We start from the raw sequence: 26,508 nt of genomic DNA, 5'->3' as shown, positions 1-26,508 counted from the left end.
TGAATGGCGGCTGGCAGGCGCGAATGTCCCCTGAAGACGACGAACGGGAGGGGGCGGTTTCGACCGGGGCGCGTTGGTTTGGACTTCGGGTCGCCAAGCGCGGGCTCTCCACGGGGCATGGGGGTCCCTCCTGGACCCCCATGCCCCATTCCGGCCCCACTCTCACTCGCTGCCTGCCCACCTTTTGGGCTCGCTGACTTCCCCCTTTGGAACAGCGAGCAATGCGGGACTGCTCAGCTTTCGACCAGTCCGTTGCGGATGGCGTAGACGGTCAACTCGGAATTGTTGGACAGCGCCAGCTTCTCCAGGACACGGGCGCGATACACGCTGACGGTCTTGGGGCTGAGCATCAGCTCCTCGGCGATGTCGGACAGACGCTTGCCGGAGGCAATCATCACCAGCGTCTGCAGCTCGCGGTCCGACAGCTTCTGGTGGGCCTGCTCCGGCGCCGGCGCCGTCAGGCTCTCGACCAGCATCTGCGCGATCTCCGGCGTCACGTACTTGCGGCCCTGCGCCACCGTGCGCACCGCCTGCACCAGCAGTTGCGGGTCACCGCCCTTGTTCACGTAGCCGAAGGCCCCGGCGCGCAGCGCGCGGATCGCGTACTGGTCCTCGGGATACATCGACACGATCAGCACCCGCGTCGTCGTGCCCTCGTCCTTGAGCACGTGCAGGACGTCCAGGCCGCTGCGGCCCGGCATGTTGATGTCCAGCACCAGCACGTCGCACTGCTTGTCGACCGGCAGGCTGCGCATCAGGCTGCGCAGCTCGCCGTAGTCGCCGGCCTCGCCGACGACCTCGATGTCGGGCGCGTCGGAGAGCGTGTCGCGGATGCCGCGGCGGATCAGCGCGTGGTCGTCGCAAAGGATGACTTTGATCATAGGGCGCCCCACGAGGAGGGGTCATGGCCGGATCCGACGGAGAGCGGCTCGCCGTCCTCATCGAACTCGAAGTCGCCGATGACGCCGCGCAGCGGCACCGACAGGATCAGCGCCGTGCCATGCAGACCGCTGCTCAAATCGACCCAGCCGCCCACCGTCGCGGCGCGCTCGCGCAGGCCGCGGATGCCGAAGCTGCGGGCCTTGCTCAGGTCGCCCGGCGCGATGCCGTGGCCGTTGTCCTTGATCTCCAGCGTCAGCACGCCGCCCTCCATGCTCAACTCCACCTCGACCCGGGTCGCGCCGGCATGCTTGGACACGTTGGTCAAGGCCTCCTGCGCGCAGCGGTAAGCCACCAGCGGCACGCCGGCCGGCAACTGGAACTGGTCACCCACGTGCCGCACCGAGGTCGCAATGCCGGTGCGGCGCTCGAAGCGCGCCGCCAGCCACTGCACCGCTGCCAGCAATCCTTGTTCCAGGATCGCGGGACGCAGGTTGTGCATGATCCGCTGGCTCGATTCGATGGCGCTGGTGACCGTTTCCAGCGCCGACTGCACCCGCTGCTGCACGTCCTCGTCCTTGCTGTGGCGCGCGATCCACGCCAGGTCGAACTTGAGCGCCGTCAGCGAGCCCCCGACGTCGTCGTGGATTTCACGCGCGATCGCGGCCCGCTCCATCTCGACGCTGGTCTGCAGGTGCCCCGCCAGCTCGTGCAGCTGCTGCTTGGACTTGAGCAGTTCGCGGTCGGCCTCCTGGCGGGCGAGCTGGGCCTCGCAGGACTCGATCGCATGCAGCAGCGCCGGCGCCAGCCGCGCCAGGTTGTTCTTGAGCAGGTAGTCCGACGCGCCGGTGCGCATCGCCGCGACGGCCGTGTCCTCGCCGATCTCGCCGGACACCAGCACGAACGGGAGCACCAGTTGCCGCTGCTTGATCATGTCCAGCACGACGAGCCCCGAAAACCCCGGCAGGTTGTAGTCGGAAATCACCGCATCCCAGGTCCGGTCGAGGGCGGCCTCGATATCGGGCAGCGTGTCCAGCCGCGTGATTTCGAAACGCAATCCGGCCCGTTGCAGCTGGGCCAGGATCAGTTGGTGATCCAGGTCGGAATCCTCGATATGCAGCAGGCGCAGACAGCGCTCGGCCAGGGGGAGAGTCGGCATGGGCGCGAGTATGCCAAGTTTGTCGCGCATCCCTCATCTGTGCAGGAGACCCCTGGGTTTTATTGATCTGGAAACCGTAGAGTCTTGGGTTTACCCTTATCGAGATTTGTCAGCGTCCAGTCGATCCAAGCTAATGGGACTACTTTGCACGGTTAGTCCCGTCGACAGATGCGTGGCAAAAGCCGAAGATTCTTGCCAGCCGACAAGTCCGGGCGCATGTTTGAGTTGGGCAGACATGACGACGCACCAGGACGCCCTATGTGGAGCCAAGATGCATATCGATGAGACGTCGGTCGAGCCGGAAGGCAGCGGACTGATGCCGCTGCTGGCCGCTGCCGAGCTGCAGGACCACTTGATGACGGTCAACAACGACCTGGAGCGCCTGCAGCGTCTGCTGGACGATGCCTGCGAGGCCCTGTCGACGCATTTCTTCGGCGCGTCGGGCCTGGTCGACCAGATGCGCGAGCGCCTGCCCGAGGCCCGGGACCAGGACGCGCTGCAGCAGTTGATGCTGCATCTGGCCGGTGCGATCACGGCGCTGCAGTTCCAGGACATGTCCACGCAGCTGATCGCGCACACGAGCCAGCGGCTGCGCAATTGCTCGGACCAGTTGGCCCGCGACACCTTCGGGGAGGACGAGGACGGCCTGGCCGTCGTCGAGACCGCCCCGCTGCGTCCCAATCCCGTCACCCAGGACGAGATGGACGCGGGATCGATCGAGTTGTTCTGACGATGTTCCGTCGTTCCGTCCGTTAGGTCACGAAAACACCGGCCGCTGTCGGCAGATCGCCGTCAAGGCCCTCAAGAATCTTCAGGTCCACCCGAAAACCGCTTGTCATCCGGAGAACCAAAAATGCCCTCGATCCTCGCCGTAGACGATTCGGCCTCCATGCGCCAGATGGTCTCGTTCACCCTCAAGAATGCGGGTTTCAACGTCGTGGAGGCGGTGGACGGGCAGGACGCCTGGGAGAAGTCGTCGCAACGCGATTTCGACCTGGTGCTGACCGACCAGAACATGCCCCGGATGGACGGGATCAGCCTCACCAAGAAGCTGCGCGACAACCCCAAGTTCAAGACCACGCCGATCCTGATCCTGACCACCGAGTCCAGCGACCAGATGAAGCAGGCCGGCCGCGCCGCCGGCGCCACGGGCTGGCTGGTCAAGCCTTTCGACCCGGCCAAGCTGATCGAGGTGATCGGCAAGGTGATCCGCTGAAGGCGAGCTGGAGAGATTCATGGGAGATATGACCTCCGAAGGCGCAAATCTCGGCGCAGGCATCGACCTGAGCCAGTTCTACCAGGTCTTCTTCGAAGAGGCCGGCGAGAACCTCGACAACATGGAGCAGCTGCTGCTCAACCTGGACATCGAGAACCCGGACGATGAGCAGATGAATGCCATCTTCCGCTGCGCCCACTCGATCAAGGGTGGCGCGGCGACGTTCGGCTTCAACGACGTGGCGGAGCTGACGCACCAGATGGAGACGCTGCTGGACAAGCTGCGTCGTCATGAACTGGCCCCGACCTCGCCGATGGTGGACGTGCTGCTGCAGTCGGGCGACGCGCTCAAGGCGCAGCTGGCCCGTCACCAGGGCTCGGGCGCCGACGCGGTGGACACCTCGGCCCTGCTCAGCAGCATCCGCACGCTGGTGGAAGGCGGCACGCTGGACGGCACCCGCGCCCCCGCGGCCGCGCCGGCCCCGGTCGCCGCGCCCGCCCCGGCGCCCGCGGCCGCGGCCCCCGCGCCGCTGAAGTCCACCGTGCGCCAGCTCGAGCTGCTGGTCGGCCCGCTGAGCAACACGGCGCAGGCGGACAACCTGGTCGAGCTGTTCAAGGAAATCACCGACCTGGGCACGATCGAGCCGCTGGACGGCGGCATCCCGGCCGACGGCATGCGCCGGTTCAAGGTCCTGACCAGCAGCACCGACAACGACCTGCTGGACCTGTTCACCTTCCACGTCTCGCGCGAGCAGGTCAAGCTGATGCCGCTGACCGAGGGCTTCGGCTTCCATGAAGGCGCGCCGGGCGCGCCGCTGGAGACCAAGAAGGACGAGGACCCCGGCTACGGCTTCTTCGACGACGCCCCGGGCGTGCCCGAGGCCACCGCCGCCGAGGCGAAGGCCGCCGAGGCCGCCAAGGCCAGCGTGCCGGTCCCGGCCGCCAAGCCGGCGGCCCCGGCCCGCACCGACGTCGCCCCGCGCGCCGGCGGCGGCGCCAGCCCGGACCAGTCCACGCTGCGCGTGTCGGTCGAGAAGGTCGACCAGCTGATCAACCTGGTGGGCGAGCTCGTCATCACCCAGGCCATGCTGGCGCAGAACAGCCGCAACCTGGATCCGGGCCTGTACCAGCAGCTGGCCTCCGGCCTGGCCGACCTGGAGCGCAACACCCGCGACCTCCAGGAATCGGTCATGTCGATCCGCATGATCCCGATGTCGGTGGTGTTCAACCGCTTCCCGCGCATGCTGCGCGACCTGGCGGCCAAGCTGGGCAAGAAGGTCGAGCTGGTCACGCAGGGCGAAGCCACCGAACTGGACAAGGGCCTGGTCGAGAAGATCACCGACCCGCTGACCCACCTGGTGCGCAACAGCTGCGACCACGGCATCGAGTCGCCGGCCGATCGCCTTGCCAAGGGCAAGCCCGAGCAGGGCACGATCACGCTGGTCGCCTCCCACCAGGGCGGCTCCATCGTCATCGAGGTCCGCGACGACGGCCGCGGCCTGAACCGCGAGAAGCTGATCAGGAAGGCCCGCGAGAAAGGCATCGACGCGCCCGACTCCATGACCGACCAGGAAGTCTGGGGCCTGATCTTCGCGCCGGGCTTCTCGACCGCGGACCAGGTCACCGACGTCTCCGGCCGCGGCGTCGGCATGGACGTGGTGAAGAAGAACATCACCTCGCTGGGCGGCACGGTGGAGATCGACTCCGCCGAAGGCTACGGCATGAAGGTCTCGGTGCGGCTGCCGCTGACGCTGGCCATCATGGACGGCATGAGCGTGGGCGTGGGCGAAGAGGTCTACATCCTGCCGCTGTCCTCGGTGGTCGAGTCCTTCCAGGTGCAGGCCGACACGATCAAGACCGTCGGCGGCTCCGGCCGCGTGGTCGAGGTCCGCGACGAGTACATGCCCGTCGTCGAGCTCGAGCAGGTCTTCAACGTGCCGCGCTTCGACTTCGAGCATGTCAGCTCGATCATGGTCGTCGTCGAGGCCGAGGGCGGCCGCGTCGCGCTGCTGGTGGACGAGCTGCTCGGCCAGCAGCAGGTCGTGGTCAAGAACCTGGAGGCGAACTACCGCAAGGTCACCGACGTCTCCGGCGCCACCATCATGGGCGACGGCCGGGTCGCGCTGATCCTGGACGTGGGCAGCCTGGTGCGCCGCTCGCGCCATTGAACGTCATTGAGCGCCATTGAAGTCACGTGGGCATCGGCCGGGCGGCCGATGCGCAACGCATAAGAGGTAGACATGAATTTCAGCGCGTTGATGCGTCAATTCAGCATCCGGACCCGCATGATCGGCGCGATCGGCATCGTGCTGGCGCTGCTGATGGTGGTCGGCAGTGTCGGCCTGTTCGGCATGCAGTCGATGCGAGGCCAGACCCAGGAGTTCCTGGAGAAATCCGCGACCCGCGGCCAGCGCGTGGGCGCCCTTCACGGCGCGATGGGAGAGATCCGTCGCTACGAGAAGGACATGATCATCAACTACGAGAAGCCCGAGGCCGTGAAGCAGGCCCATGCGGCCTGGGACACCTCGCGCAAGGCCGCGGCCGAGCACCTCGAGGCCGTCGCGGTGCTGAGCCCGGACGACGACAAGGCCGTGCTGATGCAGATCAAGGCCTCGCTGGAGGCCTACGCGCAGAAGGCAGCCAACGTGGTGTCGCAGCTGGAGGCCGGCGCCTATGACCACGCCGCCGTGGCGGACCGGCTGCTCGGTCCCGCCAAGGAGCAGGTCGCGCAGGCCGAGAAGCAGCTCGACGAAGTCGAGAAGCGCATGCAGGCCCAGGCCGAGGACATGCGCGCCGGCATCGAGAAGACGCAGGGCGGCGTGCTCTGGACCTTCGGCCTGGTGCTGGTGTTCGCGGCGATCGTCGTGGTGCCGCTGACGCTGCTGAACATGCAGACCATCTGCGCGCCGCTGGCCGAGGCCGAGGCGCTCGCCGAGGCCATCGCCGAGGGCGACCTGTCGCGCGAGATGAAGCCGGTCGAGGGCGTGGACGAGGCCTCCAAGCTGATGCGCTCGCTGCACCACATGCAGGAAGCGCTGCAGGCGATGGTCGGCCAGCTGCGCACCGCGGCCGATTCGATCCGCACCGCCTCGGTGGAGATCGCCACCGGCAACCAGGACCTGTCCAGCCGCACCGAGCAGACCGCGTCCAACCTGCAGGAGGCCGCCTCCTCGCTGGTGCAGCTGACCGGCACGGTCAAGCAGACCGCCGATTCGGCGCGCACCGCCAACCAGCTGGCCTCCTCCGCCTCGGGCGCGGCGGCCAAGGGCGGCGAGGTGGTGAGCCAGGTGGTCTCGACGATGGACGAGATCAACGCCAGCTCCAAGCGCATCAGCGACATCATCGGCACGATCGACGGCATCGCCTTCCAGACCAACATCCTGGCGCTGAACGCGGCGGTGGAAGCCGCCCGCGCCGGCGAGCAGGGCCGCGGCTTCGCGGTGGTGGCGGGCGAGGTCCGCTCGCTGGCCCAGCGCAGCGCCGAGGCCGCGCGCGAGATCAAGACCCTGATCGGCGCCAGCGTCGAGCGCGTGGAAACCGGCTCGCGCCTGGTGCAGGAAGCGGGCTCGACGATGAGCGACATCGTCTCCAGCGTGCAGCGGGTGACGGACATCATCGGCGAGATCACCGCCGCCTCCAGCGAGCAGAGCGACGGCATCAGCCAGGTCAACCAGGGCGTGAGCAACCTGGACCAGATGACGCAGCAGAACGCCGCGCTGGTGGAGCAGTCCGCCGCCGCCGCCGAAAGCCTGAAGGACCAGGCCGAGCGCCTGGGCGCCGTGGTCGACCGCTTCCGCGTGTCGGGCAGCGCCGGCGCGCTGTCGGCGACCGCGTTCACCGCGAAGTCGTCGTCTTCTTCGTCGCCGTCTTCTTCGTCGTCGTCGGGCGTCACGTCCGCGTCGACGACCTTCAGCGCCAGGCCGGCCGCGTCGTTCAGCGCCGCCACGGCGCCAGCCGCCAAGCCGGTGGCTGCCGCGAAGCCGCTGGCGTCGCCGGCCCATGGCGTCGCAAAGACGGCCGCAAACACGGCCGCCAAGCCGGCCCGGGCCGCGCTCAAGCCCGCCGCTCCCAAGCCCGCGGCCCCGAAGGCCGCGCCCGCCCCGTTCACTCCGCCGCCGGCTGTGCCGGCCACCACCGCCGCCGACGGCGACTGGGAAACCTTCTAATCCGCCGCACGAGGTCAACACATGGAAATCGTTCAACAAACCGGCACGCAAGTCATGCAAGCGAACTCCGGCGCGCTGGTCCCGCAAGGCGTCAGCGCCGCGCCCGCCAGCGGCGAGTACCTGACCTTCCGCCTGGGTCAGGAGGAGTACGGCATCGACATCCTGAAGGTGCAGGAGATCCGCTCCTACGAGCAGCCGACCCGCATCGCCAACGCGCCCGACTTCATCAAGGGCGTGGTGAACCTGCGCGGCGTGATCGTCCCGATCGTGGACCTGCGCCTGAAGCTGGGCTGCGCCACCGCCGAGTACAACAGCTTCACCGTCGTCATCGTGCTGAACGTCAAGAACCGCGTCGTCGGCGCGGTGGTCGACTCGGTGTCGGACGTGCTGGAGCTGAACCGCGACGTGATCCGTCCGGCGCCCGAGCTGAGCGCCAGCGCCGTCAACACCAGCTTCATCATGGGCATCGGCGCGGTCGCCGAGCGCATGCTGATCCTGATCGACATCGAGGGCCTGATGTCCAGCGCGGACATGGGCCTGATGGATGCGATGACCACGGCCTGATCGCGCGCAACGCCCGGCACCGTCCGGGCGTTTCTCCTGCCGGGCGCGCGCCCTGCCCTGAGGGGTGCCGGAGCAGGAAAAAAGACCGAGAGAGCGAATCGTGGAGGCACGCGCCAGAGAGCGGCACACGCCCGGCGCCGACGAGACACGGAGCCCGTTCATGTTCGACTCGATCAAGACCCGACTGATCTCGCTGGGCGTGGGCATCGTCGCCCTGACGCTGCTGGCGATCACCGTCGCCAATTACGTGACGGTGCGCGGCCACACCCACCGGCAGGTTTCCCAGGCCCTGGATGAACTGGCCGCGGCGCGCGGCGACGCGATCCGGCAATGGGTGCGGGCGCAGCGCGACATCGTGGCCTCGCTGCAGCCAGCGGTCGGCGCCGCCGACCCGGTGCCGCTGCTGCAGCAGGCGGCCAAGTCCGGCCGGCTCGAGGCCGCCTACGTCGGCTTCGCGGACAAGAAGATCGTCTTCAACACGCCGCAGAACCTGCCCGCCGACTACGACCCCACCGGCCGACCCTGGTACACCGGCGCCGCTTCCGCGTCGGGAACGATCCTGACCGCGCCCTACATGGACGCGTCCAAGGGCCGCCTGGTGGTGACCTTCGCGGCGGCAGACAAGAGCGGCGGCGGCACCAAGGCCGTGGTCGCCACCGATGTCTTCCTGGACGACGTCGTCGCCACGGTCCAGGCGATCAAGCCGACGCCCGGCGGTTTCGCCTTCCTGATGTCCAAGGACGGGAAGATCGTCGCGCACCCCGACGCCCAACTGGCGCTGAAGGCGGCCACGGCGATCTCCGAGCAGCTGACGCCGCAGGCGCTGGCGACCGCGCTGGACCCGCAGGCCGGCTGGGCCGAGGCGCGGGTCGGCGGGGACGACTTCCTGATCAGCGGCACCCCGATCGCGGACACCGACTGGCAGCTGTTCGTCGCGGCGAAGAAGGACGAGGCGCTGGCCTCGCTGGGCGCGCTGCTGCGCACCGCGGTAATCACGGCGCTGGTCATGATGGCGATCGCCGCGCTGGCGATGACCGGCACGATCAGCGCGATGCTGCGCGGCGTGGACCGCGTGCGCGCCGCGCTCGACGACATCAGCGCCGGCGACGGCGACCTGACCCAGCGCCTGCCGGCCGGCGGCCGGGACGAGGTCGGGCGCATCGCGTCGTCCTTCAACCTGTTCGCCGAGAAGATCCAGCGCATCCTGCTGGACGTGCGCTCGGCCAGCAACTCGATCACCACCGCGTCCAGCGAGATCGCGATCGGCTCGCAGGACCTGTCGCAGCGCACCGAGGAGACCGCGTCCAACCTGCAGCAGGCGGCGTCGTCGATGGAGGAGCTGACCGCGACGGTGCGCCAGACCGCCGACGCGGCGCAGACGGCCAACCAGCTGGCCTCGAGCGCGTCGAGCGCGGCGGCGCGCGGTGGCGAGGTCGTGGGCCAGGTGGTCTCGACGATGGACGAGATCAACGCCAGCTCCAAGAAGATCAACGACATCATCGGCGTCATCGACGGCATCGCCTTCCAGACCAACATCCTGGCGCTGAACGCGGCGGTGGAGGCGGCACGCGCCGGCGAGCAGGGACGCGGTTTCGCGGTCGTGGCGAGCGAGGTGCGCTCGCTGGCGCAGCGCAGTGCCGAGGCCGCCAAGGAGATCAAGGCGCTGATCGGCGCCAGCGTCACCAGCGTCGAGGCCGGGTCGCGGCTGGTGCAGGCGGCGGGCGAGTCGATGAACGACATCGTGCACAGCGTGCAGCGGGTGACGGACATCATCGGCGAGATCACCGCCGCGTCGACCGAGCAGAGCGCCGGCATCGCGCAGGTCAATGACGCGGTGGTGCAGCTGGACCGGATGACGCAGCAGAACGCGGCGCTGGTGGAGGAATCGGCGGCGGCGGCCGAGAGCCTGAAGGACCAGGCGCATCGGCTGACGGAGATCGTGTCGGTGTTCCGGCTCGGGCAAGACGCGATGGAGGGGGTGAAGCGGGCGGCGCCGGCTCAGGCCGCGGCTCGCGCGCCGGCGGCGAGGCCGGCCACCTCGGCGGCGTCGGCGGCGTCAACGGCATCGCCCCGCTCGGCATCGACCGCGCCCGGCGCGGTGACGAAGATGGCCTCGACCCAGCCCGCGCCGATGAAGGCGGTCCGGCCCGGGGCGAATGGCGCCGCGCATGGCACCGTCAAGCCGCCGACGCCGAAGCCAGCCGCCGCCGCTCCGTCGGTCGCGGCGCCCCCGCCGCGTCCCGTGCCAGCCGCCGACGACGGCGACTGGGAAACCTTCTGACTGCGGAGGCCGCTGGGACAATCCGCGCCTCGTGATCGGGAGAGCCGCGGGCTTGATAGCCTGCGGCCTATCCCCACGATAGAGAGCTCCCGCGCATCCGCGGGCGAAAGGCTGAGACACTGTCCCGGCATTTCGTCAGACTCACGAGGCCTGCATGACCGACTCCTCCGCCCCTTCGGCCGCCGCGCCGACCGCCGCCAACCCGCTGCTGTCCACCGCGCCGCTGCCTGATTTCGCCGCGATCGACCCGTCCCACATCCAGCCGGCCATCACCGAGCTGCTCGCCCAGGCCCAGCAGGCGCTCGAGCAGGTCACGGCGCCCGGCGCGCCGGCCGACTACGAACGCCTCTCCCGCACCCTGAACGTCGCCACCGAGCGCCTGGGCACCGCCTGGGGTGCCGTCGGCCACCTGAACGCGGTCGCCAACACGCCGGCGCTGCGCGAGGCCTACAACGCGATGCTGCCCGCAGTGACCGAGTTCCACACCGCGCTGGGCGCCAACGAGGCGCTGTACGCGCTCTACAAGGCGATCGCCGCGCAGCCGGGCCTGACGCCCGAACGCGCCCAGCTGCTCAAGCACGCGATGCGCGACTTCGTGCTCTCCGGCGCCGAGCTGCAGGGCGAGGCCAAGGCGCGTTTCGCCAAGATCCAGGAGCGCAGCGCCGAACTGGGCCAGGCCTTCTCCGAGCACGTCATGGACGCCACCGACGGCTGGAGCTACCTCGCCACCGCCGCCGAGCTCAAGGGCGTGCCGGCGGACGTCGTCGCCAACGCGCGCGCCGCCGCCGAGAAGGACGGCCACGCCGATGCCGACGCGCACAAGCTGACGCTGCACTTCCCGGTCTACATGCCGGTGATGCAGTACGCCGAGGACCGCGCGCTGCGCGAGCGCCTGTACCGCGCCTACGTGACGCGCGCGAGCGAGCTCGGCGACAAGCCCGACTGGGACAACGGCCCGCTGATGCAGGAACTGCTGATGCTGCGCCAGGAAGAGGCAAAGCTGCTGGGCTTCGCCAACTTTGCCGAGGCCTCGCTGGTGCCCAAGATGGCGAGCTCGCCGGCGCAGGTGATGAGCTTCCTGCGCGACCTGGCGACCCGCGCCCGCCCCTATGCGCAGCGCGACCTGGACGAGCTGCGCGACTTCGCCAAGGCCGCGCTGCGCCTGGACGATCCGCAGGCCTGGGACCTGCCCTATGTCTCCGAGAAGCTGAAGGAGGCGCGCTACGCCTTCTCCGACCAGGAAGTGCGGCAATACCTGACCCTGCCGCGCGTGCTGGACGGGCTGTTCCGCATCGTCGACCGGCTCTTCGGCGTGCAGCTGGTGCCGGCCCAGGCCTCGGTCTGGCATGAGTCGGTGCAGTTCTGCGAGCTGCGCCGCGACGGCCAGCTGATCGGCCAGGTCTACCTGGACCTGTACGCGCGCAGCGGCAAGCGCCCCGGCGCCTGGATGGACGAGGTGCGCAGCCGCTGGGCGCGGCCGGACCTGACCGGCAGCGGCGCCGAACAGATCCCGGTGGCGCACCTGGTCTGCAACTTCCCGCAGGGCGCGGACGGCAAGCCGGCGCTGCTCACCCACGACGACGTGACGACGCTGTTCCACGAATGCGGCCACGGGCTGCACCACCTGCTCACGCGCGTGGCGGAACTGGGCGTGTCGGGCATCTCCGGCGTCGAGTGGGACGCGGTCGAGCTGCCCAGCCAGTTCATGGAGAACTTCTGCTGGGAGTGGGAGGTCATCCAGCAGCTGTCGGCCCATGTGGACACCGGCGAGCCGCTGCCGCGGGCGCTGTTCGACAAGATGCTGGCGGCCAAGAACTTCCAGGCCGGCCTGCAGACGCTGCGCCAGATCGAGTTCGCGCTCTTCGACATGCGGCTGCATGCCGAGCCCGGCGCCGAGACCCGGGTGCAGGAAGTGCTGGACGAGGTGCGGGCCGAGGTGACGGTGCTGCCGCCGCCGGCGTTCAACCGCTTCCAGCACAGCTTCTCGCACATCTTCGCGGGCGGCTACGCGGCGGGTTACTACAGCTACAAGTGGGCCGAGGTGCTGTCAGCCGATTGCTGGAGCGCGTTCGAGGAGGAAGGCGTCTTCAACCCGGCGACCGGCCGGCGCTACCTGGACGAGATCCTGTCGATGGGCAGCGTCCGCGACGCGATGGACAACTTCAAGGCCTTCCGCGGCCGTGAGCCGCGGATCGACGCGCTGCTGCGGCATCAGGGCATGGCCTGAGACCGGGTCGGCGGCGGCGGCGCCGCCGGTTTCTTCCACGGCACGGTCTGGATCAGGCGCCGGGCGTCCTCCGCCGGCAGCGCCTGGGCGAACAGCCAGCCCTGTGCCATCTCCACGCCGAGCGTTTCCAGTAGCGCGGCCTGCGCCTGCGTCTCGACGCCTTCGGCCAAGGTCCGCCAGCCGCGCGCGCGGGCCAGGCCCCCGATCGTGCGCACGACCTCCAGCGCCTCGCCGCCCTCGCCCAGCCGCGTGACGAAGCTCCGGTCGATCTTCAGCGTGTCGACCGGGAAGCGGTGCAGATGGGCCAGGGAGGACTGCGCGCTCCCCACGTCGTCGATCGAGAGCCGCAAGCCCAGGCCCGCCAGCGCCTGCAGCAGCTCGGCGTGGCGCTGCGGCCAGGCCATCGCGGCGCGCTCGGCGACCTCCAGGCGCAGTTGCGAAGGCGACACTTCGCCGAGCGCCTTGAGCGCATCGCGCGCGTCGGCGAGCAGCACGTCGCCCTGCGCCAGCTGCGCGGCCGACAGGTTGATCGCGACCTCGCCCTTGAAGCCGATCTCGCGCCAGCGCCGCAGCTGCAGCGCGGCCTCGATCAGCGTCCAGCGGCCGATGGCCATGAGGTGGCCGCTCTCCTCCGCCGCCGGGATGAGGTCGTCCGGCAGCACCGGGCCGCGGCTGGGATGCCGCCAGCGGATCAGCGCCTCGAAGCCGAGCAGCGCGCGGTCCGACAGCCTGACGATCGGCTGGTAGTCCAGCTGGAACTCCCCCGCCTGCAGGCCGCGCTCGAGGTCCTCGCGCAGCGCGCGCCGGGACGCCTCGACGCGCGGCTGCGTCGGGTCGAACAGGCGCGCGTGGCCTGTGCCGGCGGCCTTGGCGCGAGCCAGCGCGCTTTCGGCGGCGGCAAGCAGGTCGTCCGGGCTGAAGTTGCCCTGCCCCGTGAAGGCCCACCCCGCGCTGGCGGTCAGGCGGTGCGCGCCGGTTCTCGAGCCCGCGCTCGCTTCCTCGATCGTCTCGAACAGGAACGGCTCCTCGATGCGCGCCAGCGCCCATTCGGGCACGCGGTCGACCAGCGCGCCGGCCTCGATGCGGGCGTCGAAGAGCACGCCGAACTGGTCCGCGCCGAGCCGCGCGACCACGCGGCCCGCGCGCGCCACCCGGCCCGTGCCGCCGGCCAGGCGCCGGGCGCATTCGACCAGCACCGCGTCAGCGGCGACCGGCCCCTGGCGCTCGGCGAACGCGCGGAAATCGTCCAGGCCCAGCAGCACCAGGCCGATCGGCACGCCGGGGATCGGATTCGCCAGGCGCTGCGCGATCAGCTCCATGAACAGCGCTCGGTTCGGCAAGCCAGTCAGGCGGTCGCGCAGCGCATCCTGCTCAGCCTGCTCGTGCAGACGCTCCTGCTCGCTGAGGTCCGTGAGGGCGCCGGCCATGCGCACCGGCTTGCCGTCGCGCCTCACCGCGACGCCGCGCGCGAGCAGTGCGCGCCGCTGGCCGCCCTGCTCGAAGCGCAGGACATGGTGGAACTGCAGGCTGCGGCCCTGCAGGTGCGCGTCGAGCTCAGCGCGGAAGAGGCCGGCGGCCGCGTCGTCCAACGGACGCGTGAAGCGCGCGATGCCGTCCGGCCGTTCGTTCGACCGAGCACCGGCACCGGCACCGGCACCGGCACCAGCATCAGTACCTGCACCGGTAGCAGCGCCAGCAGCGGCGCTTGCACGGGCACTGGCACCGACAGCTGCGTCACTGCCGCCGCCCGCACCGCTCGCCGCGTCGCCCATCAGCGCCAGCCATCGCGCCGACACCTCCAGCCGGTCCGTCGCGATGTCCCAGTCCCAGAGGCCGTCGTTGGCGCCCTGCGCGGCGAGCACATGGCGTTCCTCGCTGAGTTTCAGGCGACGCCACGCCGCCCGCCGTCGCGACCAGGCGGCAAGTCCGCGCAGGCCGAGCACGCCCACGCTCGCCGCGGCGACCGCCAGCAGCGGATGGCCGAGCGCAAGCACGAGGAAGCGGTCCTCGAAGGCCCACTGCGCCGCGGCCAGGCCTGCGCCCACCAGCAGCGCGACGCCAAGCAGTCCGAGCCACAACCGGCCGCGTGCCAGCAGCGCCGCGCACAGCAGCGGCAGCGCCAGCAGCGCGGCCAGTTCCGCGAGCGGAGCCCAGGACGGTCGCGTCAGCGTGCGGCCGGTCAGGAGGTTGTCGACGACGGTCGCGAGCCGTTCCGCGTCGGGCAGGCCGGCGTCGAACGGTGTGGGAGTAGCGGCGCCAGCCCCGCGCGCCGACACGCCCAGGATCACGATGCGGTGGCGCAGCGCCTCGTCGGGCACCTTGCCGTCGACCAGGTCGGCCAGCGACACCGACGGAAAGGTGCCGGCCGGGCCGTAGGGATTCAAGCCCTGGCGCGACAGCAGGTCCAGCGGCACGCGCAGCGTGCCCCAGCGCAGGTCGCGGCTCCAGCGCAGCGTCGCCTCGGACCAGGGCTGGCGCATCGCGTCGCCGGCAATGCGCAGCGCCAGCGACGGATAGGCCGCGCCGTCCAGCGGCAGGGCCGGCAACTCGTGACGCACCGCGCCGTCGGCCTCGCGCACCAGCTGCACATGGCCCAGCGACTTCGCCGCCGACAGCAGCGGCTCCGGCGGCGCGTCCGCGCGCGTCGGGCGCAGCGCGCTGCGGGGCTCGCCCTCGACGTTGAGGAAGGCCTGGGCGCGCAGCGCGGGCGGTACGGCCGCGGCTGGCTCGAGTGCCGGCGCTTCGGCTGGGGGCAAGGGGGCGGTGGGCGAGGCGGAGGCCGCGGAGATCGTGGTGGTCGGCAGCGCGAACGGCAGCAGCACCGGCGCGCCGCCGCGCATGGCGGCCGCCAGCGCGGCGTCGCCGTCGGGCCGCGCGCCCTGCATCGGCAGGTCGATCGCGATGAGGCGAGGCTGAGCGGCCTGCACCCGCGCGATCGCCTCGGCGAGCAGCGGTCGCGCCGGCGCCGTGCTGCCGAAGCGCGCGGCGCTGGCGTCATCGAACTGCACCAGCGTGATCGGATAGGTCGTGCCGGGCGCGAGCCGACCGCGCCACTGGGTTTGCGCGTCCTGCACGAGGCCGTCGAGCCGCGCGATCGGTCCGGCCTGCGGGCGCGCGAACCACAGCAGCGCGACGACCGCCGTCACCGCCAACGCCAGCACCGCTTGGGCCCAGGCCCAGCGCGAAGGCCATCGCAGCGCGCCGCGTTGCGGGGCCCGCATGCCTCGCGGTCCGTTCGATCCAGCCCTCATCTCGCGTGTCATCGTCCCTCGCTTCATGGCGCGCCCGTGGGCGGCTTCATTGCTCCGCCCGCATCATCGCCGCGCCGCATCCTAGGCGAAGGCCCCCGGCTTCCCAACACCGCGTGCGCGGGGCGCGCCGGCCCGACGACGCGATGCGGCCTTGTCCGACAGACCTCCCCCCGCCCCGCCCTTAAGGTGGATCAACGACCCTTCGGTCGAGCGATGGAGTTCGCCATGCGTTCCCTCCCGTCCCTCTTCCATGCCGGGCGTCCGAGGCACGGTCGCCACGGCCCCGGCCATCATGGCGTGATGTTCTGGCTGTCCCATGCGGCACTGCTGCTGGGGCTGCTGCTGCTCGCGACGGAGGTCTCGGCGCAGCAAGGCGCGGGCTTGCGCGCCCAGTACGAGCAACTCGCGCCGCAGCTGGCGCGTAGCCCCTTCCAGCGGCCGATCGTCCTGAGCTCGGTGAACGACACCGAACGGCCGACCGGCGAGATGCATGCCGTCGTCCAGCACAACTTCGCGACGCTGGCGGGCGCGCTGCGCGACGCCGGGGCGTGGTGCGACGTGCTCACGCTGCCGGCCAACGTCAAGCGCTGCGCGGTCGAGGACGACGCCGCACCGGGCGCGACGCTGCACATGGCGATCGGCCGCAAGTTCGACCAGCCGATCGAAGATGCCTATGCGCTCGACTTCCGCTTCCAGGTGCTGGCGGCGCAGCCGCAGTACCTGCTCGTCGAGATGAGCGCGAACAAGGGACCGATGGGGACCAGCCACTACCGGCTCACGCTGGAGGCGGTGCCGCTGGACGCCAGGCGCAGCTTCGTGCGGCTGCGGTATGCCTACATGAACAACTTCGCCGCGCGGGTGGCGACGAACGCCTATCTGGCGACCTCGGGCCGCGACAAGGTCGGCTTCACCGTGGTCGGCCGCGAGGACGATGGTCAGCCGCGCTATGTCGGCGGCATCCAGGGCATCGCGGAACGCAACACGATGCGCTATTTCCTCGCGATCGAGTCCTACCTCGACACGCTGTCCACGCCCTCCGACCAGCGGCTGGACCGGCGCCTGCGCGATTGGTTCGCGGCGACCGAGCGCTATGCGCGCCAGCTGCATGAGCAGTCGCTCGAGGAGTATGTGGCGATGAAGCACAAGGAGGCACGCCGGCAGGTCGCGATGGCGCCGGGCGAGTGAGGGTGTCAGCGCGTCGAGCGGCCCATCTCTCTGGCGGCGAACTGCGCACCCACCAGCACCGAGGCCATCAGCCACAGCGGCGCCGCCGCGACGCTGATCGCGGCCAGCGCGCCGAAGCCCAGCGGCATCGCCACCGTCGCGCCGTTGGACGCCAGCATCCGTAGCCCCAGCGCCTGGCCATGTCGGTCGGGCGGCGTGACCTGGTGCATCGTCGCCAGCACCATCGGCTGCACCGCGCCAAGCGCCAGCCCCAGCACCGCCGAGCCCGCCATCAGCCCCAGCGTGCCGGGCAGCCAGGCATAGACGATCAGCGTCACTGTGGCGATGGCCATCGCCGCGCGCAGCGCCTTGACCTCGTCGATGTGATGGGCCCAGCGCACGATGGCCAGACGGACCAGCGTCGCCGCGGCGGCGAAGCTGCCCAGCACCAGGCCGATGCTCGAGGCCGACAAGCCTTTCGCGTGGCCGACGACCGGGACAACGAAGCTGTGGGCGTCCCAGCACGAGGACATCGCGACGTTGACGATCAGCAGGTTGCGCAGGCCGCGGTCCTTCAGCAGGTCCCAGGCGGGTCGCGGCTTGGCGCCGGTCGCCAGCGGCGCCGGGGCCTGCCGCGGCACGCGCAGCGCCACCGCCCACGCCGCCAGCGGCAGCAGGGTCGACAGCACCAGCGCGGCGCTGAAGCCCGCCAGGTCGATGACGATGCCGGTGATCACCGGCGCCAGCGCGTTGGACAGCGCCGGCCCCAGCGCCACCCAACTGAACACGCGCTTGAGCTGCGAGGCATCGCGGGCCATCAGGCCGGCCTCGCGCTGGATCGCGACCGCCGAGACGGCGACCGCGCCGCCACAGAGCAGGCAGCCCAGCGCCAGCAGCCACAACCAGCCCAGCAGCTGCGCGGCCAGCGCCAGCACCGCGCCGGCGAAGGCCATCGCCACGCCGATGCCGACCGGCCGATGAAAGCCGTGGCGGTCGGCCAGCCGGCCGGCCCACATCGACAGCCCCAGCGGCGCGACCGCGAACAGGCTCAGCAGCACGCCGACGAAACCACCACCGTAGCCCTGGTGCAGCACCCACAGCGTCGCCGCGACCCGTGTCGTGGCCATGCACGCATGCACCGCCACCAGCGAGGCGATCACCGCCGCGAAGCCGACGCTCAGGCCGGTGTATCCCGCCACCGGCGGCTGCGGGATACCGATCGCGTCGGCGTTCGTGCCGACAGGCGCGGGCCCGGGCGCACGCGGGGGCGTCGAGCCGGGCCTGTCGCTCATCCGGCGGCGCCTTCCTCGTCGGGCGCGTCCGTGGCGCCGAGCTGCAGCACGCGGGACATCTGGTCCTCGGGCAGCGCCTCGACCGTCTTGAGCCGGCGGGTCATCGCGCGGGTGCGGACCTCGGCGGCATCGATCGTGTTGCTCGCTTCCTCGAGCTTCTTCTTCGTCTTGGCCAGCACGTCGCCGAACTTGCCGAACTCCGTCTTCACCGCCGACAGCACCTCCCACACCTCAGCCGAGCGCTTCTCCAGCGCCAGCGTGCGGAAGCCCATCTGCAGGCTGGACAGCGTCGCCAGCAGCGTCGTCGGGCCGACCAGCATCACCTTGTGCTCGCGCTGCAGCGCCTCGCTCAGGCCGGGGCGACGCAGCGCCTCGGCATACAGGCCCTCGGTGGGCAGGAACAGCAGGGCGAAGTCGGTCGTGTGCGGCGGGCCCAGGTACTTCTCGCGGATGGTCTTGGCTTCCAGCCGCAGCCGCGTTTCGATCGCCCGGCCGGCCAGTTCCGCCGCCGGCGCGTCGGCGCGCTCCTGTGCCTCCAGCAGGCGCTCGTAATCCTCGCGCGGGAACTTGGCGTCGATCGGCAGCCAGATCGGCTTGCCGTCGTCGCGCTGACCGGGAAGCTTCAGCGCGAATTCGACGCGCCCGCCGCTGCCCGGCACCGTCTCGACGTTGGCCGCGTACTGCTCCGGCGTGAACACCTGTTCCAGCAGCGCCGCCAGCTGCACCTCGCCGAAGATCCCGCGCGTCTTGACGTTGGTCAGCACCCGGTTCAGCGAACCCACATCGCGCGCCAGCGTCTGCATCTCGCCCAGGCCCCGGTAGACCTGCTCCAGCCGCTCGGCGACCTGCTTGAAGCTCTCGCCCAGGCGCTGCTCCAGCGTCGCGTGCAGCTTCTCGTCGACGGTCGCCCGCATCTGCTCGAGCTTCTTCTCGTTGTCCTGCTGGATCGACTGCAGCCGGGCCTCCACCGTGCGACGGGTTTCCGCCAGACCCGCCTCGTTGCGCTGGGCCAGCGCCTGCAGCTGCTCCGTCAGCACCGTGGTCGTGCGCGCGGCGGCGGCGTCCTGCGCCTCGCGCGCGGTCGCGGCCTGCTGCGCCAGCGACTGCTGCAGCTGCGCCAGCTGCACGCGGAAGGCGTCGATCTGCTCGTTCTGCGAGCGCGCCGTATCGCCGCCCTGCGTCAACAGCGCCTGCTGGAACTGGGTCAGCGTGGTCAGCGTCTCCTGGCGCAGGCCGGCGTTCCCGCGGCCGACTTCCTCGCGCAGGCCGGTGTTCACGCGACCCAGCTCATCGCGCAGCGCCCGCTCCAGGCGCTCCAGCCGTTCCCCGGACTGCTGCACCAGCGGGCCCATGGCCGCCGCTGGATCCGCGCCGGACTGTCGTCGCAGCGCGAGCCAGACGGCGATGAGGAGGATCACGATCACCCCGGAGAGGGCGAGATGCAGCAGGTCAACGAAAGTCATCGAGCGATTCTCTCAGCGCCAGCCGCCCCTCCCGCAAGCCACACCCACAACCGATGCAGTCCGCCACACCCAAGCCGTGGCAGGACGCCGATGGTGGGGGACGGCATGGCTTGGGGTTCAGGCGCTTGCCGCCTGCGGCCCCATGCCATGGCGGCCAGCGCGCCGTCCATCGCAGGTAGGCGCCCTCACCCCCGCAGCACTTCCGGATTCAACGCCGTCGGCGGCACCCCACCCGTGAGCGCTGCGATCAGGTTGTCGACGGCGAGGTTGCTCATCGCCCGCCGCGTCGCGATGGTGGCGCTGGCGATGTGGGGCGTGAGCACCACGTTCTCGCACGCGAGCAGGTCGGGATGCACGGTCGGCTCCCCTTCGAACACGTCCAGGCCCGCCGCGGCGATGGTGCCGGCCTTGAGCTCCGCCGCGAGCGCCGCGTCATCGACGACCCCGCCGCGCGCGATGTTGGTGAGCGTCGCTGTCTTCTTCATCAAGCGGAGCTCGCGCTCGCCGATCAGGTGGTGCGACGACGCGCTGTAGGGCACCACGATGATCAGGTGGTCCGCGCGTCGCAGCAATTCGTCCTTTTCGACCCACTGCGCACCGAGCGGTGCTTCCTGGTCGGCCGGCAGGCGCGAGCGGTTGTGATACAGCACCGGCATGCCGAAGCCCAGGTGCCCGCGCCGCGCGATCGCCGCGCCGATGCGACCCATGCCGAGCACGCCCAGCGTCGCGCCATGCACGTCGGCGCCGGCGAACATGGTCACCGACCATTGTTTCCACTCGCCGCGGCGCAGGAAGTGTTCGCTCTCGGTGATGCGGCGCGCGGTCGCCATCATCAGCGCGAAGCCGAAGTCCGCGGTGGTTTCGGTCAGCACGTCCGGCGCGTTGGTCACGACCACGCCGCGCGCGGTGCAGGCGGCCACGTCGATGTTGTTGTAGCCCACGGCCATCGTGCAGACGGCTTTCAGTTGGGGGCAGGCGTCGAGCAGCTTCGCGTCGATCCGGTCGCCGCCGGCGATGTACGCGCCGGCCTTGCCCTGCAGGCGGCGGATCAGTTCGTCCTGGGACCAGCCCGTGTCGCTGTCGTTGGCCTCGACCTCGAAGTGAGGGCGCAGCCGGTCGACGATGTCGTCGAAGGTCTTCCGGGCCACCAGGACGCTGGGCTTGCTCATGGGCGCATCTCCGTGCAGGAAAGCGCCAACTGTAGGCCGAGGGTCCCGGGAGGCTGCACGCGGATCGCCCACCTCGGCGTCCGCGTGTCCCTCACTCGAGGAAGCGGGTGAACGCGGCCACCGGATCGCGCTCGGTGACCAGCGTGTTCTCGATCGCCGCCGGGTCCGCGTAGCCCAGCGACATCCCGCAGACCACCTGCTGGTTGGGCGCGAGGCCCAATTCCTCGGCGATCACGCGGTGGAACTGGGTGAAGGCCGCCTGCGGGCAGGTGTGCAGGCCGCGGCCGCGCGCCGCCACCATGATGTTCTGCAGGAACATCCCGTAGTCCAGCCAGCTGCCCTGCTGCATCACCCGGTCGATGGTGAACATCAGGCCCACCGGCGCGTCGAAGAAGCGGTAGTTGCGGCCGTGCTGCTCATGCATGCGCAGCTTGTCGCCCTTGGTGATGCCCAGCAGTCCGTACAGGTCCCAGCCGACCTTGCGGCGGCGATCAATGTAGGGCGAGACCCACTCGCGCGGGTAGTAGGCGTACTCCTCGCTGTGGGTGGCCAGTTCCTCCGGGTCGTCGTAGACCGACTGGATGCGCGCCACCAGCCTGTCCTTCGCGCCGCCGGTGAGCACATGGACCTGCCAGGGCTGGGTGTTGGTGCCCGAGGGCGCCCGCGCCGCCACGGCCAGCAGTTCCTCGATCAGCGCGCGCGGCACCGGCGTGGGCAGGAAGGCGCGCATCGAGTGGCGGGTCACGATGGCGGCGTCCACCGCCGCGGATTGCTCGGGCGTGGGTGGCGTGAACGGATTGGGCAGCGGGTCGGGCAGGGTCATGGCATCTCCAGCGCTCGCAGCGCTTGCTGGTAGGTGTCGGGCAGCGCGTCCACCGGGCGGCGCGTCTCCCGGTCGACATAGACGTGGACGAAGTGCCCGCGCGCGGCGCACAGCGGCTCGCCCTCGGCGAACAGGCCGATCTCGTAGCGGACGCTGGAACGGCCGCGCTTCGTCACCCGCAGGCCGGCTTCCACGAGTTGCGGGAAGGCCAGCGAGGCGAAGAAGTTGCAGTGCGTCTCGATGACCAGGCCGATGACGGTGCCATGGTGCAGGTCCAGCGCGCCTTGCTCGATCAGATAGCGGTTCACCGCCGTATCGAACAGGCTGTAGTAGACGACGTTGTTCAGATGGCCGTAGACGTCGTTGTCCATCCAGCGCGTGGGCACCGGCTGGAAACGGGCGAAGGCCTGGCGCGGCTCGGGGGCCGGGCGTGGCTCGGGCGTGGAGGCGTCGGAGCGGTTGGCGGACATGGCGGCGATTCTTCCACCGCCGCGCGGGGTCAGGTGTCGCGCGGGCTACTGTCGCACCAGCGCGCCCAGGCCTGCGCCGCCGCGCCCAGCGTGCGCATCTGCACCTCGACGGTCACGGCCAGGTCCTCGCCGTAGCCGCCGGCCATGCTCAGCGCCACCGGGATGCGGCGCTCGACCAGCGCGTCCAGCACCATCCGGTCGCGGCGCAGCAACCCGTCGGCGCTGAGCTTGAGGCGGCCGAGCCGGTCGCCCTCGTGCGGATCGGCGCCGGCCAGGTAGAAGGCCAGCCCCGGCGGGCGGTCGGCCAGGCGCCGCCAGACCTCGGCCAGCGCGGTCTGCAGCGCGTCCAGGTAGACCGCGTCCCCGCAGGCGTCGGGCAGGCCGACATCCAGGTCGCTCGCCTCCTTGCGGAAGGGGAAGTTCTTCTCCCCGTGGACGGAGAAGGTGAACACGCTGTCGTCGTCCTGGAAGATGCTGGCCGTGCCGTTGCCCTGGTGGACGTCCAGGTCCACCACCAGCACCCGCAGGCCGGGGCGCCCCGGATGGCGGCGGTGCCACTCCGCCTGCATCAGGCGCGCGGCCACCGCCACGTCGTTGAAGACGCAGAAGCCGCTGCCCTTGTCCGCATACGCATGGTGCGTCCCGCCCGCCAGGCTGGCGGCCACGCCCTCTTCCAGGGCGCCCCGGGCCGCCGCGATCGTCGCCCCGACCGAGCACAGCGAGCGCCGCGGCAGCGCCGGCCCCCAGGGGAAGCCGATCTCGCGCTGCGCCGCCGCGCTCAGGGTGCCGTGCATCACGGCGTCGATGTAGTCCGGCGTGTGCACCAGCGCCAGCGCCTCGATCCCGGCCGCCTCGGCCACCCGCGGCCGCATCACGCCGGGCTCGCGCTCCACCCGCTCGCGCAGCATCTGGTACTTGGACTGCGGGAAGCGATGCCCGGGCGGCAGGGCCAGCGTCAAATGGTCGTAATGGAAGGCAAGCATGGTCCGGGACGCTAGCAGAGCCCGCCGTGCCGCGCCGTCAGGCCGGTTTCCCGGATTTTGCTGCGATGCACAAAAAGTGCTTGCAATCGTCGTCGACGGTCCTATACTGAGTTCATGCTGCACCGCAACAAAGGTCAGCAACGGCGCTCAGCCTGCCGCATTTCCCCTGGCTGACATCACTCTCAAAGGAGATCTCGCATGCTGACCGCTGACCAAGTGCTCGACCAACAAAAGAACCTGCAAGCTTCCCTGTTCGGCCTGACGGCCAAGGCCTTCGAAGGCTACGAGAAGCTGGTCGAGCTGAACCTGCAGGTCGCCAAGACCGCGCTCGGCGAAGCCGCCGAAACCGCCCAGCAGGCCATCACGGTCAAGGATCCGCAGGAACTGTGGGCCCTGCAGGCCTCGCTGCTGCAACCGACCGCCGAGAAGGCCGTCGCCTACAGCCGTCACCTGTACGACATCGCCTCGTCGACCTCGTCGGAATTCGTCAAGCTGGCCGAGTCGCAAGTCGCCGACGCCCAGGTCAAGTTCGGCGCCGTCGTCGACAACGCGACCAAGAACGCCCCGGCTGGCACGGAAAATGCTGTTGCTTTGGTGAAGTCGGCGGTCGCCGCGGCCAACAACGCTTACGAAAGCCTGCACAAGGCTGCCAAGCAGGCCTCCGAGATCGCTGAATCGAATTTCAACGCCGTGACCAGCACGGCGGTGAAGGCCACCCAGAACGCCACCCGTACCGCCAAGCGCGCCACGGCCTGAGCGTTCCGAGAGTTGCCGCAACGGTTGTCTCCTCGGTACCCAAGGAAGCTTGGCTTCCCAAGTGCCCTTCAAGCCCAGCTTCATGCTGGGCTTTTTTTTGGTGCGGATCAGTCGCCGGACGACACCACCGGCGTCGCCGCGTTCGCCCCCGAGGCGAAGCGGGCGAACTGGTCCGCCACGTCGCGCAGCACGCCCTGCACGGTGAATTCGCGCAGCGCCTCGCGGTCGTACAGCGGGTAACGCGGCAGGCCGATCACCATCATCAGGTAGCCCATGGTGCGCACCGACATCTGGTCGCAGATCAGCCGGATCGCGGTTTCATCGGGCTCGAAGCCCTCCGGCGCGCAAGCCGCCACCCGCTCCCGCATCAGGCCCAGCAGCCGGTTGTAGACCGGTTGCTGCGATTGGCCGATCTCCTCGAGCGAGCCGGTCTGGGTCAGCGACATGTAGATCATCCGGAACTGCTCCGGATGCCGCTCCCAGAAGTCCAGCAGGCAGCGGGTGTGCGCCTCCAGCACCTTGCGCGGGGCGCGCTGGTCCTTGGAGGCGTCCAGCAGCTCGTCGGTCAGCGCCTCGAAGACCTCGATCCACAGCCCGTCCAGCAGCGCCTTCTTGCTCTCGAAGTAGCTGTAGATCGCCATCGTCGAGATCCCCAGCTCCTGCGCCAGGCGCCGCATGCTCAGCGCCTCCACGCCTTCGTCCCGGTAGATCTTGCGAGCGCGCTCCAGCATCTCGCGCTTGAGCGCGGCCATCTCGGCGGGGCCGCGGCGCAGCCGGGGCCGCTCGCGGTCGGTGTGCTGATCGATGTGTGCCACGGCGTTCCTGCATCCAAAGGTTATTGTCGGCGTACGTTATCTCACGCTGGCGACCGCATCCAATCCTCGTGAACCCGCGCGGGACGGGACCTTCGTCATTGCGTACACGTACGCAAAAAGCTGACCCCAACCCCTCCTCGCGGGCCGACGGCGACCGGCGCTTCCTGTCCAAGGGCAAAACGCGCGCCACGGGCACCGGCGCTGCTGCCAGGCCGAGCCCGGCACCGGGGCATACTCGCGGCCCATGGCCACCCGCACCCCGATCTTCTTCGCCAGCGCCGCCGAGTTCCGCGACTGGCTCGACCAGCACGCCGCCACGGCCACCGAGGTCGTGGTCGGCTTCCACAAGCGCGCCACCGGCGAACCCAGCCTCGCCTGGCCGGAGTCGGTCGACGAGGCGCTCTGCCACGGCTGGATCGACGGCGTGCGCACCCGCATCGACGACAAGCGCTACAAGATCCGCTTCACGCCGCGCAAGGCGGTGTCGATCTGGAGCGCGGTCAATATCGCCCGCGCCGAGGCGCTGATCCAGGAAGGTCGCATGAAGCCGGCCGGGCTGGCCGCCTTCGAGCGCCGCCAGGAGGAGCGCTCGCGGGTCTATGCGTTCGAGCAGCCCAAGGAACTGGTGGAACTGACGCCGGCCCACGAGGTCGTCTTCATGCGGCATCCGGCCGCCTGGGCCTTCTTCCAGCAGCAGCCGGACGGCTACCGCCGCACCAGCATCTGGCACATCCTCAGCGCGAAGAAGCCCGAGACCCAGCTGGCCCGGCTGAACAAGCTGATCGAGGCCAGCGCGCGCGGCGAGCGCCTCTAGACGCCCCGCTCCCGCGGATCAGCGCGTCTTCGCGGCGATCTTGCGGCGGATCTCCGGCAGCATCGCCGTCGCCACCTCGCGGCCCAGCGTGATCGCGCGGCGCCGGGTGCTGAAGTCCGAGCCGCTGAAGCCGTCCAGCTTGGGCCGCAGCACCACGTCGGCGCCCTGCAGCTCGTACTGGTTGATCGACTTGCCCATGATCGAGAAGGTCTGCAGCAGCATGCGCATCGCGTCGCCTGGGATCTTGGGATCGGGCGGCTCGCCGATGTCGACGGCGATGACCAGCTCCGCGCCCATCTGCCGCGCGAAGCGCACCGGCACCGGCGCCACCAGGCCGCCGTCGACGTACTCGCGGTTGCCGATCTTCACCGGCTGGAACACCGCCGGCACGGCGCTGGACGCCCGCACCGCGGTGCCCACGTCGCCCTGGCGGAACAGGATGGGCGAGCCGTCGCCCAGGTCGGTCGCGACGATGCCCAGCGGCAGCGGCAGCTGCTCCAGCCCGCGGTTGCCGGTCATCTGCCGGACGTAGCGCGCCAGCGCCTCGCCGCGGATCAGGCCGCGCATCGGGAAGGTCCAGTCGGTGATCGCGCCCTCGTCCATCGCCTCGGCGACGGTCTGCAGCTCCTTGCCGCTGCGCCCGGCCGCGTAGAGCGCCCCCACCAGGCTGCCGGCCGAGGTGCCGCAGACCAGGTCGACCTTGATGCCGTTTTCCTCCAGCACCTGGATCACGCCGATGTGGGCGAAACCGCGCGCGGCGCCGCCACCCAGCGCCAGGCCCAGGCGCGGGGGCTTGGGCACCGGCTTGGGCGTGACCGGCGTGGGCAGCTCGGGGTCGGGCGTGGTCACCACCGGCGTCGGCGCGCTGGTGGGCGACAGCGTCGTGCAGCCGCCCAGCACGCCCAGGCCGGCGGCACCGGCGGCAAGCAGCCAGCGGCGACGGGACGGCACGGGCGGCAGGCCGGCGGATTTGGTAGGGTCGCGGTCGTCTCGGAACATGGCGCGGGATTCTAGGGA

21 protein-coding genes are annotated in these 26,508 nt (G+C 70.3%); 10 read left to right on the top strand and 11 right to left on the bottom strand.

Annotated features, from left to right (window positions below):
* Positions 1-233 precede the first annotated feature (233 nt).
* Complete coding sequence (locus tag FHT38_RS04030) at positions 234-881, bottom strand: response regulator transcription factor (protein ID WP_091722286.1); 648 nt, start codon at positions 879-881, stop codon at positions 234-236.
* Positions 878-2,038 (bottom strand): histidine kinase, encoded by a 1,161-nt coding sequence (locus tag FHT38_RS04025; RefSeq protein ID WP_183490140.1) that lies wholly within the window; start codon positions 2,036-2,038, stop codon positions 878-880. The genes FHT38_RS04030 and FHT38_RS04025 overlap by 4 nt, the downstream gene beginning before the upstream one ends.
* Positions 2,039-2,309: 271 nt before the next feature.
* Between FHT38_RS04025 and FHT38_RS04020 the strand changes: the two genes are divergently transcribed.
* The 7 genes from FHT38_RS04020 (at position 2,310) to FHT38_RS03990 (ending at position 12,491) form a co-directional block, all read left to right on the top strand.
* A complete protein-coding gene (locus tag FHT38_RS04020; protein WP_183490137.1) occupies positions 2,310-2,768 on the top strand; it encodes a hypothetical protein in 459 nt (152 codons plus the stop codon).
* A gap of 123 nt (positions 2,769-2,891) precedes the next feature.
* Positions 2,892-3,254 carry a response regulator gene (locus FHT38_RS04015; protein WP_067068294.1) on the top strand — a complete coding sequence of 121 codons (363 nt, stop codon included), beginning with the start codon at positions 2,892-2,894 and terminating at the stop codon, positions 3,252-3,254.
* 19 nt (positions 3,255-3,273) lie between these two features.
* On the top strand, positions 3,274-5,421 hold the full coding sequence (locus FHT38_RS04010) for a chemotaxis protein CheA (RefSeq protein ID WP_091722273.1): 2,148 nt from the start codon (positions 3,274-3,276) through the stop codon (positions 5,419-5,421).
* A gap of 72 nt (positions 5,422-5,493) precedes the next feature.
* The gene (locus FHT38_RS04005; protein WP_183490134.1) at positions 5,494-7,419 is read left to right on the top strand and encodes a methyl-accepting chemotaxis protein; all 1,926 of its coding nucleotides are present in this window, start codon (positions 5,494-5,496) and stop codon (positions 7,417-7,419) included.
* A gap of 54 nt (positions 7,420-7,473) precedes the next feature.
* Positions 7,474-7,983: a chemotaxis protein CheW gene (locus FHT38_RS04000; protein ID WP_221213793.1), complete on the top strand. Its 510-nt coding sequence runs from the start codon at positions 7,474-7,476 to the stop codon at positions 7,981-7,983.
* Between the two features lie 160 nt (positions 7,984-8,143).
* Positions 8,144-10,264: a methyl-accepting chemotaxis protein gene (locus FHT38_RS25575; RefSeq protein WP_183490128.1), complete on the top strand. Its 2,121-nt coding sequence runs from the start codon at positions 8,144-8,146 to the stop codon at positions 10,262-10,264.
* A 154-nt stretch (positions 10,265-10,418) separates the two neighbouring features.
* Positions 10,419-12,491, top strand: coding sequence for a M3 family metallopeptidase (locus FHT38_RS03990; RefSeq protein ID WP_183490125.1), 2,073 nt, complete (start codon positions 10,419-10,421; stop codon positions 12,489-12,491).
* Here FHT38_RS03990 and FHT38_RS03985 read toward each other — a convergent pair.
* On the bottom strand, positions 12,476-15,712 hold the full coding sequence (locus FHT38_RS03985) for an EAL domain-containing protein (protein WP_183490122.1): 3,237 nt from the start codon (positions 15,710-15,712) through the stop codon (positions 12,476-12,478). The two genes, FHT38_RS03990 and FHT38_RS03985, sit on opposite strands and share 16 nt — an antisense overlap.
* Before the next feature lie 255 nt (positions 15,713-15,967).
* Here FHT38_RS03985 and FHT38_RS03980 point away from each other — a divergent pair, with 255 nt between their 5' ends.
* Complete coding sequence (locus FHT38_RS03980; RefSeq protein WP_183490119.1) at positions 15,968-16,927, top strand: hypothetical protein; 960 nt, start codon at positions 15,968-15,970, stop codon at positions 16,925-16,927.
* A 5-nt stretch (positions 16,928-16,932) separates the two neighbouring features.
* Here the strand turns inward: FHT38_RS03980 and FHT38_RS03975 are convergent, their stop codons facing one another.
* The 6 genes from FHT38_RS03975 to FHT38_RS03950 all read right to left on the bottom strand — a co-directional run bounded on the left by FHT38_RS03975 (position 16,933) and on the right by FHT38_RS03950 (position 23,106).
* Positions 16,933-18,198: an MFS transporter gene (locus tag FHT38_RS03975; RefSeq protein ID WP_183490116.1), complete on the bottom strand. Its 1,266-nt coding sequence runs from the start codon at positions 18,196-18,198 to the stop codon at positions 16,933-16,935.
* Positions 18,195-19,661 carry a DNA recombination protein RmuC gene (locus FHT38_RS03970; RefSeq protein ID WP_183490113.1) on the bottom strand — a complete coding sequence of 489 codons (1,467 nt, stop codon included), beginning with the start codon at positions 19,659-19,661 and terminating at the stop codon, positions 18,195-18,197. The genes FHT38_RS03975 and FHT38_RS03970 overlap by 4 nt, the downstream gene beginning before the upstream one ends.
* A 185-nt stretch (positions 19,662-19,846) precedes the next feature.
* The gene (locus tag FHT38_RS03965; protein WP_091722233.1) at positions 19,847-20,830 is read right to left on the bottom strand and encodes a D-glycerate dehydrogenase; all 984 of its coding nucleotides are present in this window, start codon (positions 20,828-20,830) and stop codon (positions 19,847-19,849) included.
* Between the two features lie 91 nt (positions 20,831-20,921).
* Positions 20,922-21,653 (bottom strand): nitroreductase, encoded by a 732-nt coding sequence (locus FHT38_RS03960; RefSeq protein ID WP_183490110.1) that lies wholly within the window; start codon positions 21,651-21,653, stop codon positions 20,922-20,924.
* Entirely contained in the window at positions 21,650-22,123 is a 474-nt protein-coding gene (locus tag FHT38_RS03955) for a thioesterase family protein (protein ID WP_183490107.1), read from the bottom strand. The genes FHT38_RS03960 and FHT38_RS03955 overlap by 4 nt, the downstream gene beginning before the upstream one ends.
* Positions 22,124-22,152: 29 nt before the next feature.
* The gene (locus FHT38_RS03950) at positions 22,153-23,106 is read right to left on the bottom strand and encodes a histone deacetylase (protein ID WP_183490104.1); all 954 of its coding nucleotides are present in this window, start codon (positions 23,104-23,106) and stop codon (positions 22,153-22,155) included.
* A 198-nt stretch (positions 23,107-23,304) separates the two neighbouring features.
* On the opposite strand from FHT38_RS03950, the gene phaP reads away from it, so the two are divergent.
* Positions 23,305-23,862: a TIGR01841 family phasin gene (gene phaP, locus FHT38_RS03945; RefSeq protein WP_091722216.1), complete on the top strand. Its 558-nt coding sequence runs from the start codon at positions 23,305-23,307 to the stop codon at positions 23,860-23,862.
* Between the two features lie 107 nt (positions 23,863-23,969).
* Here the strand turns inward: phaP and FHT38_RS03940 are convergent, their stop codons facing one another.
* A complete protein-coding gene (locus FHT38_RS03940) occupies positions 23,970-24,677 on the bottom strand; it encodes a TetR/AcrR family transcriptional regulator (protein ID WP_183490100.1) in 708 nt (235 codons plus the stop codon).
* 244 nt (positions 24,678-24,921) lie between these two features.
* On the opposite strand from FHT38_RS03940, the gene FHT38_RS03935 reads away from it, so the two are divergent.
* Positions 24,922-25,491, top strand: coding sequence for a YdeI family protein (locus FHT38_RS03935; protein WP_091722209.1), 570 nt, complete (start codon positions 24,922-24,924; stop codon positions 25,489-25,491).
* Positions 25,492-25,509: 18 nt separating this feature from the next.
* Here FHT38_RS03935 and FHT38_RS03930 read toward each other — a convergent pair whose 3' ends face one another.
* Positions 25,510-26,490, bottom strand: coding sequence for a patatin-like phospholipase family protein (locus FHT38_RS03930; protein WP_183490097.1), 981 nt, complete (start codon positions 26,488-26,490; stop codon positions 25,510-25,512).
* Positions 26,491-26,508 lie beyond the last annotated feature (18 nt).

Origin of the sequence: Mitsuaria sp. BK041 (genome assembly GCF_014193085.1) — a bacterium.
Taxonomy (GTDB): Bacteria; Pseudomonadota; Gammaproteobacteria; order Burkholderiales; family Burkholderiaceae_C; genus Roseateles.
The sequence above is the reverse complement of the archived record's forward strand: the minus strand, read 5'-3'. Positions and strand labels throughout refer to the sequence as shown.

What these genes read in the sequence shown, in the direction of transcription:
- FHT38_RS04025 (WP_183490140.1), bottom strand. Translation starts at nt 2,038, where the DNA reads ATGCCGACTCTCCCCCTGGCCGAGCGCTGTCTGCGCCTGCTGCATATC.
- FHT38_RS03980 (WP_183490119.1), top strand. Translation starts at nt 15,968, where the DNA reads ATGCGTTCCCTCCCGTCCCTCTTCCATGCCGGGCGTCCGAGGCACGGT.
- FHT38_RS04010 (WP_091722273.1), top strand. Translation starts at nt 3,274, where the DNA reads ATGGGAGATATGACCTCCGAAGGCGCAAATCTCGGCGCAGGCATCGAC.
- FHT38_RS03960 (WP_183490110.1), bottom strand. Translation starts at nt 21,653, where the DNA reads ATGACCCTGCCCGACCCGCTGCCCAATCCGTTCACGCCACCCACGCCC.
- FHT38_RS03970 (WP_183490113.1), bottom strand. Translation starts at nt 19,661, where the DNA reads ATGACTTTCGTTGACCTGCTGCATCTCGCCCTCTCCGGGGTGATCGTG.
- phaP (WP_091722216.1), top strand. Translation starts at nt 23,305, where the DNA reads ATGCTGACCGCTGACCAAGTGCTCGACCAACAAAAGAACCTGCAAGCT.
- FHT38_RS04020 (WP_183490137.1), top strand. Translation starts at nt 2,310, where the DNA reads ATGCATATCGATGAGACGTCGGTCGAGCCGGAAGGCAGCGGACTGATG.
- FHT38_RS03955 (WP_183490107.1), bottom strand. Translation starts at nt 22,123, where the DNA reads ATGTCCGCCAACCGCTCCGACGCCTCCACGCCCGAGCCACGCCCGGCC.
- FHT38_RS03965 (WP_091722233.1), bottom strand. Translation starts at nt 20,830, where the DNA reads ATGAGCAAGCCCAGCGTCCTGGTGGCCCGGAAGACCTTCGACGACATC.
- FHT38_RS04030 (WP_091722286.1), bottom strand. Translation starts at nt 881, where the DNA reads ATGATCAAAGTCATCCTTTGCGACGACCACGCGCTGATCCGCCGCGGC.
- FHT38_RS04015 (WP_067068294.1), top strand. Translation starts at nt 2,892, where the DNA reads ATGCCCTCGATCCTCGCCGTAGACGATTCGGCCTCCATGCGCCAGATG.
- FHT38_RS03935 (WP_091722209.1), top strand. Translation starts at nt 24,922, where the DNA reads ATGGCCACCCGCACCCCGATCTTCTTCGCCAGCGCCGCCGAGTTCCGC.
- FHT38_RS25575 (WP_183490128.1), top strand. Translation starts at nt 8,144, where the DNA reads ATGTTCGACTCGATCAAGACCCGACTGATCTCGCTGGGCGTGGGCATC.
- FHT38_RS03930 (WP_183490097.1), bottom strand. Translation starts at nt 26,490, where the DNA reads ATGTTCCGAGACGACCGCGACCCTACCAAATCCGCCGGCCTGCCGCCC.
- FHT38_RS03990 (WP_183490125.1), top strand. Translation starts at nt 10,419, where the DNA reads ATGACCGACTCCTCCGCCCCTTCGGCCGCCGCGCCGACCGCCGCCAAC.
- FHT38_RS04005 (WP_183490134.1), top strand. Translation starts at nt 5,494, where the DNA reads ATGAATTTCAGCGCGTTGATGCGTCAATTCAGCATCCGGACCCGCATG.
- FHT38_RS03985 (WP_183490122.1), bottom strand. Translation starts at nt 15,712, where the DNA reads ATGCGGGCCCCGCAACGCGGCGCGCTGCGATGGCCTTCGCGCTGGGCC.
- FHT38_RS04000 (WP_221213793.1), top strand. Translation starts at nt 7,474, where the DNA reads ATGCAAGCGAACTCCGGCGCGCTGGTCCCGCAAGGCGTCAGCGCCGCG.
- FHT38_RS03950 (WP_183490104.1), bottom strand. Translation starts at nt 23,106, where the DNA reads ATGCTTGCCTTCCATTACGACCATTTGACGCTGGCCCTGCCGCCCGGG.
- FHT38_RS03975 (WP_183490116.1), bottom strand. Translation starts at nt 18,198, where the DNA reads ATGAGCGACAGGCCCGGCTCGACGCCCCCGCGTGCGCCCGGGCCCGCG.